We start from the raw sequence: 9,066 nt of genomic DNA, 5'->3' as shown, positions 1-9,066 counted from the left end.
TGAGCCTGGCCGAAGGCGGCCACCTGACCCACGGCATGCCGCTGAACATGTCGGGCAAGTGGTTCAAGGTCGTGTCCTACGGCCTGAACGCCCAGGAAGACATCGACTACGACGCGATGGAAGCCCTGGCCCGTGAGCACAAGCCCAAGCTGATCATCGCCGGTGCCTCGGCCTTCGCCCTGCGCATCGATTTCGAGCGTTTCGCCAAGATCGCCAAGGAAATCGGTGCCTATTTCATGGTGGACATGGCCCACTACGCCGGCCTTATCGCCGCGGGCGTCTACCCGAACCCGGTGCCGCACGCCGATGTGGTCACCTCGACGACCCACAAGAGCCTGCGCGGCCCGCGTGGCGGCATCATCCTGATGCGCTCGGAAGAGATCGCCAAGAAGATCAACTCGGCCATCTTCCCCGGCATCCAGGGCGGCCCGCTGATGCACGTCATCGCTGGCAAGGCCGTGGCCTTCAAGGAAGCCCTGAGCCCCGAGTTCAAGGCATACCAGCAACAGGTGGTGAAGAACGCCGCGGCGCTGGCCGACACGCTCACGAAGCGTGGCCTGCGCATCGTGTCGGGTCGCACCGAAAGTCATGTGATGCTGGTCGACCTGCGCCCGAAGAACCTGACGGGCAAGGAAGCCGAAGCCATCCTGGGTCAGGCGCACATCACCTGCAACAAGAACGGCATCCCGAACGACCCGCAGAAGCCCATGGTCACCTCGGGCATTCGCCTGGGCTCGCCGGCGATGACGACCCGCGGCTTCAAGGAAGAGCAGGCCGTGGCAGTGGGCAATCTGATTGCCGACGTGCTGGACAACCCGCACGATGAGGCCACCATCGCCCGCGTGCGCGAGCAGGTGTCGGCCCTGACGCGCCAGTTCCCGGTCTACCGTTGAACCGCGCGCGCATGCGTGCCTGAATGAAAGCCCGGCGCGGACTCCGAGTCCCCGCCGGGTTTTTTGCATCCGACTGCCAGAAAGACCCATCCCGATGCGTTGCCCTTTTTGCGGACACCACGACACCCAGGTCGTGGAAACGCGTGACTCGGACGAAGGCGACTCCACCCGCCGACGCCGCCGATGCCAGTCCTGCGACAAGCGCTTCACCACCTACGAGCGCGCCGAAATCGAGCTGCCTGCCATCGTGAAGCGCGATGGCAGGCGAACGGACTTCGACCGCGCCAAGCTCAAGGCCTCGCTGATGCTGGCACTGCGCAAGCGCCCGGTGGGCGCAGAGTCCGTCGAGTCGGCCATCGAGGCCATCGAGGCCCGTTTGCGCCAGTCGGGCGACAAGGAGGTGACTTCCACGCAGCTCGGCGAATGGGTGATGAAGGAGTTGCGCCGCCTGGACAAGGTTGCCTACGTGCGCTTCGCGTCGGTCTACCGCAGCTTTGACGACGTCAGCGAGTTCGTGGCCGCCATCAAAGAGACCGGGAAGAAACCTACCCCTTGAGTGGAGGGGCAGGGGCCTCGTCCCGTCGTCTGCGGGCCCCTTGAGCGACAGACGGCGCGCCGCACCGGATGAGCGGCGTTGTGAACTTTGTCACGCCGGATATATTCGCTTGCATGAAAATGCAAGGGAAGGGGCGTCGCGAAGCCGGTGTGACGCTGGTCGAACTCGTCATCACCGTGTCGGTGCTGTCCATCCTCGTGGCGGTGGCAGCGCCGGCCATCGGGCAGTTCGTGGCGCGCAGCGCCATGCAGGGACTTCAGAACGACTTCACTGCCGCAATGAACCGCGCGCGGCTGGATGCCATCAGCCGCAACACCTGTGTTTCGGTGTGCCCGCTGTCGAGCAGCACGGCCAACACCTGCGAGGCCACCGCGGCCAATCAGGGCAACTGGCATCAGGGCTGGATCACCTACGTCAACGCCGCATGCGGTGCAGTGCCTGCCGGCGGGCCGGCCGCTGCGGACATCATCGCGGTGCGCGAACCGGGCGCCGCGCGCTACACCTTGATCGACCAGGGCGGCAGCCCACCCGCACAACACACCTTCAGTGCCCGCGGCCTGTTGCGCTGGTCGGGGCGCACACTCACGCTGGCCGACACCGGCCAGGCCGACAGCCCCCATGCGCGGTGCCTGCGCCTCAGCATGCAGGGGCGGTTGATGGCCGAGATGCCCGCAAGCGGAGGGGGCTGCTGATGGCACGATGGAGCACATCCGGTGGCCGTCGGCGGGCGATGCACGGTGCCACGCTGATCGAGGTGCTGGTGGCCTTGCTGATTGTTGCCCTCGGCATGGTGAGCATGGCGGCGCTGCAGTCCGCCACCCTGAAGTACCAGCGTGGCTCGAGCCAGCGCGCGTTGTTGTCGGTGCTGCTGTCCGACTATGCCGAACGTGTGCGCGCGAACCTCGATCAAGCGCCTGGGGTGGTGGCCGCATCGCCCTACCTGCATGCGGTGAACTGGTCGACCCAGGCGGCAGCGGGGGTGAGTGCCGCGGCACGCGATTGCGCAACGGCGACCTGCGATGCCGCGCAACTGGCAGCCTATGACATGGCGCAGTGGCGTGCCTCGGTGCGCCGCAGCCTGCCGCTGGGCGCGGTGTTCGTGCAGGGGACGGCGGCGCGGGGCCTGACGGTGACTTTCATGTGGGCCGACAAGGAGCTGACCGGTGCCGGCGGCACGCTCGGTGCCGCGGCCGCCAGCACCGCCGCGGCCGGTGAAGCGGCGCTCGCATCGGCCAGCCGTTGCCCGGCCGCTGCGGGGGCTGCGGCGGGCGTGCGCTGCGCCAACTTCACGGTGATGCCATGATGATCACGCTTCGAGGCGGTCCACGCCGCAAGTCCCGGGGCCTCACCCTGGTGGAACTGATGGTGGCCATGGTCATCGGTCTGGTGGTGGTGCTGGTGGCCGCGCGGCTGTTTGTCGGTACGCGCAGCACGCAGAAGGGCACGGACGATGAGGCCGCGCTCTTCGAGACGGGCCAACTCGTGCTCGAGTTGCTGGGCCGTGAGGTCAGCAACGCCGGCTTCTACCCGGTGGTCAGCGTGGAACCGACGCCGACAGGCGGCGTGCCGTCCAACAATGTGCTGGCCACTTACGACACCGCCGTGGCCGGCCTCAACGGGGGCGTGGTGCCGGCCGCCTATCTGCATGGTCTGTACGGCTGTGCCGACGGCAAGCTCAACGCCACCCTCAGCGGCTGTTCGGCCAATGGGGCCGGGGACCCGAGCGGGTCGGACACGTTGGTCGTCTCGTACTTCACCAACGACGCGTTCTCGCTGAACGTCGGACACCGCGCCGATTGCAGCAACGCCAACGTGGGCGACGACCCGCTGTACAACGCCGGCCGCGCAGGCACGGTCACCACGGTCAATGCGTCGGGTGTGGCGGTCACGTCAGCCCGTGGCACCACCGGGCTCGCGCCGGCGGCGCCCTTGCTGGTGGCCAACCGCTACTTCCTGCAGCCCATGCGCTACGTCGATGAACGAGGCAGCACCGTGAACACCTTCGTCCTGTCGTGCCAGGGCAATGCCGGCGGCGGCGCGGTGCCGCTGGTGCCCGGGGTCTTGCAGTTCACGGCGCGCTACGGAGTGCTGTCGGATGACAGCCTGCGCCCGCAGCAGTACCTGACAGCCGCGGGCGTGAATGGGCTCACCGCGCTCACGCTGGCCGATGGGCGCGTGTACCAGCCCTGGCAGCGCGTGGTGTCGGTGCGGTTGTGTGTGATGGTGCGCTCGACCGCGGCCACCCGCTTCCGTGATGGCGGCACGGGCGCTGCCAGCGTGACCGACTGCAATGGCACCGCCGTCACCCCGCCGACCGGGGTGAGCTACCGCACCTTCACCCAGGTGTTCGGCGTCAAGAACCGACAACTCCGTACCGTGGACCTGCCGCTGTGATGACCCGCCGTTTCGCCCTGTGCCCTGGGCTGACCGCCTGCGTTGCCGTGCCGCGCCGCGAGCGAGGGGTGGCGCTCGTCGTGGCGCTCGTGTTCATCGTCGCCCTGGCCGGCATCGCCTTGTTGAGTGCGCGCTCGGCGTTGATGGGCGAGTCGGTGTCGCGCAACCAACTCGACATCCAGGTGGCCCGCCAGTCTGCCGAAGCCGCCTTGCGGGATGCCGAGAAGGACCTGCTGCTGCCATCTGGCAGTGCGCCGGCTGGCGCGGTGTGTTCGCGCGGGGATGACCGACCGGTGCTCAACCAGATCGCCCGCTTCAGCACCGCTTGCCGGCGCGGGCAGTGCAGCCTGTCGGACAGCGCCCGCCTGGCCGCCGACTTCTCGACCGCCTCGCCCACCTCTGTCGGAGAAGCCTGGTGGCCGGTCGCGCAAGGCGGTCAGTGGAACAACACGGTGGCTGCGAAACCTTCTCGCGGTAGCGCGGGCACGTGTGCCAACTTCGATGGCGCCGTGCCCCTGGGCACGTTCACGGGCACGGCCGCCATTTCCGGCGTGGCGCGCCAGCCGGAATACCTGATTGAGCCGATCCGCCGGGGCGAGTCCTTCTTCTTTCGCATCACGGCCCGCGGCTTCGGTTATCGGCTCGGCACCGAGGTGGTTCTGCAGAGCTACTTCCTCGTGCCACCACTGTGAGCCCGACCATGCACCTGTCCTCTTCTCCTGCCATGCTTGTGCACGCTGTTCTTCGTCTGGGCCGCCGCGCGGTATTCGTGCTGGTTGCGGTGTCGGCCGGTTGCTGGCTGGCGGCCCACGCACAGACCACGGTGTCGTCGTACTTCGTGTCCACGCCGCTGTCGGCCTATCCGCCCAACGTGGGCTACGGGGTGGGCGGGCCCATGATGATGCTCACGGCATCACGCGACCAGTCGCTGTTCTCGCCGATCTACACCGACTACGAGGACATCGACGGCGACGGGGTCGATGACTACACCTTCAAGCCGACGTTCCGCTACTACGGCTATTTCGACCCGGTGAAGTGCTACAGCTACAACGCGTCGCATGCCGCGGGCGCCCGATTCGAGCCGGCCGTCGCGGTGGCCAGCACCACCACGCACGCCTGCCCGACGACGGGGAGTTACTGGAGCGGCAACTTCCTGAACTGGGCCACGATGACCCGCATCGACGTGGTGCGCAAGATGATGTACGGCGGCTTCCGACGGGAGGACACGTCGACCGACACCACGCTCGAGATGGCGCAGATGTCGCAGGACGCGCACTCGTTCGTGAAGTACTACGCCGGCTCGGACGTCCGCAGCTACACACCGTTTGCCTTCGACACCGATCTGGCCCGCGCGGGGCTCACGATCTGCAGCCGCAGCACGCAGAACAGCGATCCGACGGCAAGCTCACCGGGTGCGCCTGTGATGCGTGTGGTCAAGGGCAACTACAGCCTGTGGGCCACCATTCCCGGCACGGTCTGCCGATGGAGTTCGGAGTTGAGCGGGTTCAGCTTCGGTGCCAAGGCGACCGCGTTCTATACCAAGTACGGCCCCAACCAGGGTGTGTCGACCACCGACCCGACTGCACACCGCTCGACGCTGCCCACGCAGTCCACCCACGGGGCGACTTACAGCTCGGGCGGGACGACCGTCGGTCCGGAGCTGGCCATCCGCGTCAAGGTGTGCAACCCCAGCCTGCTGGGCAGCGAGCGCTGTCAGGCGTATGGCACCGCCGCCTCGCCAGTGCTCAAGCCCGTGGGGCTGTTGCAGGAGTTCGGCACGACGCGCAGCACCACGCAGGCGCCGCGGGCGGAGTTCGGCCTGATCACGGGCAGCTATGACTCCAACTTGCGCGGCGGTGCGCTGCGCAAGAACATCGGCTCGCTCAACGACGAGATCGACCCGGCCACCGGGCGCCTGTGTCACCGCATGCCGGCCACCGGGCGGCCCAGCACCTGCGGCACGGGCGGCATCCTCGCGTCGTTTGATGCGATCCGCCTGTACGACACCGGGAACTATGGCGCCACCAAGCCCTCGGGCTCCGGCGACTGGGTCCATCCCAGCGTGGTGGGCAATGGCAACTTTGCCTCCTGGGGCAACCCGATGTCGGAGATGGTGGTGCAGGCCTTGTCCTACCTGGCCGGGCAGGACGTGGCCAACCCCACCTCGACCACCCGGGATGCGGCCGTCGGCCTGCCCACTGCGGTGACGCGCCGCGACCCGCTGAACGACGACCTGACCGACCCGGTCTCGGGCCTGACGCGCAAGGCGCTGTACGGCCGCGGCATCTGCCGCGCCAGCAACCTGCTGGCCATCTCCAGCGGCACGATGAGCTACGACACCGACGAGTCGGGCGGCACCGAAGATGTCTATGAGTTGTTCTCCCGCTTCGGCAGCCTCAATGGGCTATCAGGTCAGACGCTGGCGCGCCTGACCGACCAGATCGGCAGCCACGAGGGCATCAACGGAACATCGCGTTCGGTGGGCTCGAACGCAGGGGCCTATGGTGAAGACTGCACGGCCAAGCCCATCGGAGCAGGCAACGTCGTGGGCGGTGCGTACTCTGCTGGTCTGGCCGGTGTGGCCGGGGTGTGCCCTGAAGCGCCGGGCATCAAGGGCAGCTACCTGGGCGCGGGCGCCGCGTTCTACGCCAACACGCGTGCCATCCGGGAAGTGGGAGGGGGCGGGCGCACCACCGAGTTGAGCGCCGCCACGGGCGGCACCGTGCTGCAAAGCCGGCTGCCCGCGACGGCCCTGCGCGTCAAGACGTATGCCGCCTCGCTGGCCGGTGGTGTCGCGCGCATCGAGGTGCCCATTCCCGGCACGTCGCGCAAGGTCTACATCACGCCGGAAAGCTCGTGGAACCATGGCGTTGCGGAGGGCCTGATTCCGGGCGCGATGCTGACTTTCCGGTCCATCTATTCCAGCTCCGATTCCGGCGCCTACGTGGTCACCTGGAACGACACCCAGTTCGGCGGCGACTACGACATGGACCTTGTGGGCTTCATCCGCTGGCGCCTCACGCCCGCCTCCGGCGGCGCGTACGACCTGGAGATCCTGACGGACGTGCTGAACCACAATGCCGGCGCGCAGGGCTCGCACGGCTTCAGTGTGATCGGGGCCGATGCGCCGCCCAGCACAAGCTACCGTGGAGACGGCCGTTACCTCACGCACGGTTCGAACGGTTGGCAATCGGCCGGGACGTGCGCCAGCGCGACGCGCGGCACGGCGTTGTTCGCCACCCGATGCAACTTCATCGACCAGGGCATGCCCACCACGACAAGCACCAGCAGCCCGACACCGGACGGCTATGCCTGGCCCACCAGTGTGTCGATCGGTGGGGCAGCCAAGCAGACTGTCGGCTTCATCGACGACGCCACCGCGCCGCAGACCACCACGGCCCGCACGCTGTTCCGTGTGTCGAGCGGGGTGGATGCCGTGACGTTGCGCGACCCCCTGTGGTACATGGCGAAGTACGGCAGCTTCGACACCGGCGAGACCGCATTTGCGGCCTCGACATCGACCCTGCCGCAGGCCCGGGCGGGCACCACCGCGGTGAACTGGGACAAGGAAAACAACAACGGCCAGGCTTGTGCGAGCGGCACGGCGTGCTCCGACGGCGAACCTGATGGCTACTTTCTGGCCCGTCGGCCCGAGCTGCTCGAGGCCCGGCTGCGCGTGCTGCTCGAGAAAATCGTTCAGAACAGCAACGCCTCGCCTGCGGTGTCGTCGGCCCAACTGGTCGATGGCAGCTACAAGTTCGTAGCCGAGTTCAATGCGAAGACGCTCAACGGCACGGTGAAGGCCTACCAGCTGGTCAATGGCGACTTCGCGACGACCGAAACCTGGGACGCCGGCAAGAAGCTGACGGCGGCCTCGGGGGCCGGGACGCGGCAGGTCATCACCAACCAGGTCAATGCGGCCGGGGTGGCGCAGGGCATGCCCTTTACGGTGACCGCCATCAACGCCTCGCCGGCGGCCAGCACAGGCGCCACGCCGTTCTACAAGATCGCACTCGGTGGCGGCGACACCGCCACGCTGCGCGCCCGCGCCGACAAGCTCGTGGGCTATGTGCGCGGCGGGCGGGGCGACGAGCGCACCGTGTTCCGCGGCCGCGACGAATCGAACCTGATGGGCGCGGTCGTCAGCTCGTCGCCGTGGCTGCAGGACGCCAAGTCGGCGGCCCGCTTCATGGACACCGATTTCCCGAGTGGCACGCCGTCGTACAGCAGCTTTGCCAACACCAAGGCGTCGCGCAACAGCCTGCTGTGGGTCGGCGCGCAGGACGGCATGCTGCACGGCTTCCGCGCCTCCACAGGTGAGCCGGTGCTGTCTTACGTGCCCAGCCCCGTGGTGGCCCAGCTCAGTGCCGCCTTTGACGTGAGCAACACGGGCGCCACACCCCTGGTCGACGGCAGCCCCTTCACGGGCGATGTGCTGATCGGCAGCGGCACGGCTGCCGCCTGGCGCACCTACCTGTACGGCAGCCTCGGTCGAGGTGGCAAGGCTGTGTTTGCGCTGGACGTCACCGACCCGTCGACGCTGAACGAAGCCCAGGCCAGCAGCGTGTTCAAGTGGGTGTTTTCCGCGCAGGACGACGCCGACCTGGGGCACGTGCTGATGGAGCCGCAGCGTCACAACGCGTCGGGCCAGGCCACACCGCTGGTCCGCCTCAACTCCGGCGGCTTCGGCGTGCTGGTGCCCAACGGTTATCGCTCGGTGAACGGGCGCGCAGCGCTCTTCATCCTCGATGCGGCCGGGCCAGGCTCGACGGGTTGGAAGGACAGTGCCGGCAACCCGCAGGCCTATCGCAAGCTTCTGACCGCGGCCACGGACACCGACAACGGCCTCATGGGGCTGACCTGGGTGGACCTCGACAACAACACGACGGCCGACATCGTCTATGCGACGGACCTCAAAGGACAGGTGTGGAAGTTCGACATCCGGTCCAGCGACCGTGCGCAATGGCGCAGTGCCTTTCTGGACGCGAGCAGCGTCGCTGTTCCGTTCTTTCGCGCGGTGGACGGAGCCGGCACGGCGCTGCCCGTCACCACGTCGCCGATCGTGAGCTTCCCGAGCTTTGGCGGCACGCTGGTCAGCTTCGGAACCGGACGGGCGATCGAGTCGAGCGACTTCCCGCGCAGCACCGTCACCCATCGGTTCTTCACGGTGTGGGACAGGGGGCGCTACGAGGGCGACCAGGTGTATCCGCCGGCTGCGGACAG

7 protein-coding genes are annotated in these 9,066 nt (G+C 67.8%); all 7 read left to right on the top strand.

Annotated elements, in window-relative coordinates; genetic code table 11:
- A partial coding sequence (glyA, locus tag Q0Z44_RS17625; RefSeq protein WP_298015212.1) for a serine hydroxymethyltransferase occupies positions 1-893 on the top strand: 893 nt, incomplete at its 5' end.
- Positions 894-987: 94 nt separating this feature from the next.
- The gene (nrdR, locus tag Q0Z44_RS17620; RefSeq protein ID WP_109034722.1) at positions 988-1,449 is read left to right on the top strand and encodes a transcriptional regulator NrdR; all 462 of its coding nucleotides are present in this window, start codon (positions 988-990) and stop codon (positions 1,447-1,449) included.
- A 113-nt stretch (positions 1,450-1,562) separates the two neighbouring features.
- Positions 1,563-2,141, top strand: a complete 579-nt coding sequence (locus Q0Z44_RS17615) for a GspH/FimT family pseudopilin (RefSeq protein WP_298015210.1) — start codon at positions 1,563-1,565, stop codon at positions 2,139-2,141.
- Entirely contained in the window at positions 2,141-2,752 is a 612-nt protein-coding gene (gene pilV / locus Q0Z44_RS17610) for a type IV pilus modification protein PilV (RefSeq protein ID WP_298015208.1), read from the top strand. Before Q0Z44_RS17615 ends, pilV begins: the two co-directional genes overlap by 1 nt.
- A complete protein-coding gene (locus tag Q0Z44_RS17605) occupies positions 2,749-3,843 on the top strand; it encodes a PilW family protein (protein WP_298015207.1) in 1,095 nt (364 codons plus the stop codon). The genes pilV and Q0Z44_RS17605 overlap by 4 nt, the downstream gene beginning before the upstream one ends.
- Positions 3,843-4,535, top strand: a complete 693-nt coding sequence (locus tag Q0Z44_RS17600) for a PilX N-terminal domain-containing pilus assembly protein (RefSeq protein WP_298015205.1) — start codon at positions 3,843-3,845, stop codon at positions 4,533-4,535. The genes Q0Z44_RS17605 and Q0Z44_RS17600 overlap by 1 nt, the downstream gene beginning before the upstream one ends.
- An 8-nt stretch (positions 4,536-4,543) precedes the next feature.
- On the top strand, positions 4,544-9,066 hold a 4,523-nt coding region (locus Q0Z44_RS17595; protein ID WP_298015203.1), incomplete at its 3' end, for a PilC/PilY family type IV pilus protein.

It is taken from the genome of uncultured Aquabacterium sp. (assembly GCF_947366995.1).
Taxonomy (GTDB): domain Bacteria; phylum Pseudomonadota; class Gammaproteobacteria; order Burkholderiales; family Burkholderiaceae_C; genus Aquabacterium.
Note: the sequence above shows the minus strand (reverse complement) of the source record. Positions and strands in the feature narration are given on the sequence as shown.

Coding starts and splice junctions, on each gene's coding strand:
- Q0Z44_RS17615 (WP_298015210.1), top strand. CDS start 1,563: ATGAAAATGCAAGGGAAGGGGCGTCGCGAAGCCGGTGTGACGCTGGTC.
- Q0Z44_RS17605 (WP_298015207.1), top strand. CDS start 2,749: ATGATGATCACGCTTCGAGGCGGTCCACGCCGCAAGTCCCGGGGCCTC.
- pilV (WP_298015208.1), top strand. CDS start 2,141: ATGGCACGATGGAGCACATCCGGTGGCCGTCGGCGGGCGATGCACGGT.
- Q0Z44_RS17600 (WP_298015205.1), top strand. CDS start 3,843: ATGACCCGCCGTTTCGCCCTGTGCCCTGGGCTGACCGCCTGCGTTGCC.
- nrdR (WP_109034722.1), top strand. CDS start 988: ATGCGTTGCCCTTTTTGCGGACACCACGACACCCAGGTCGTGGAAACG.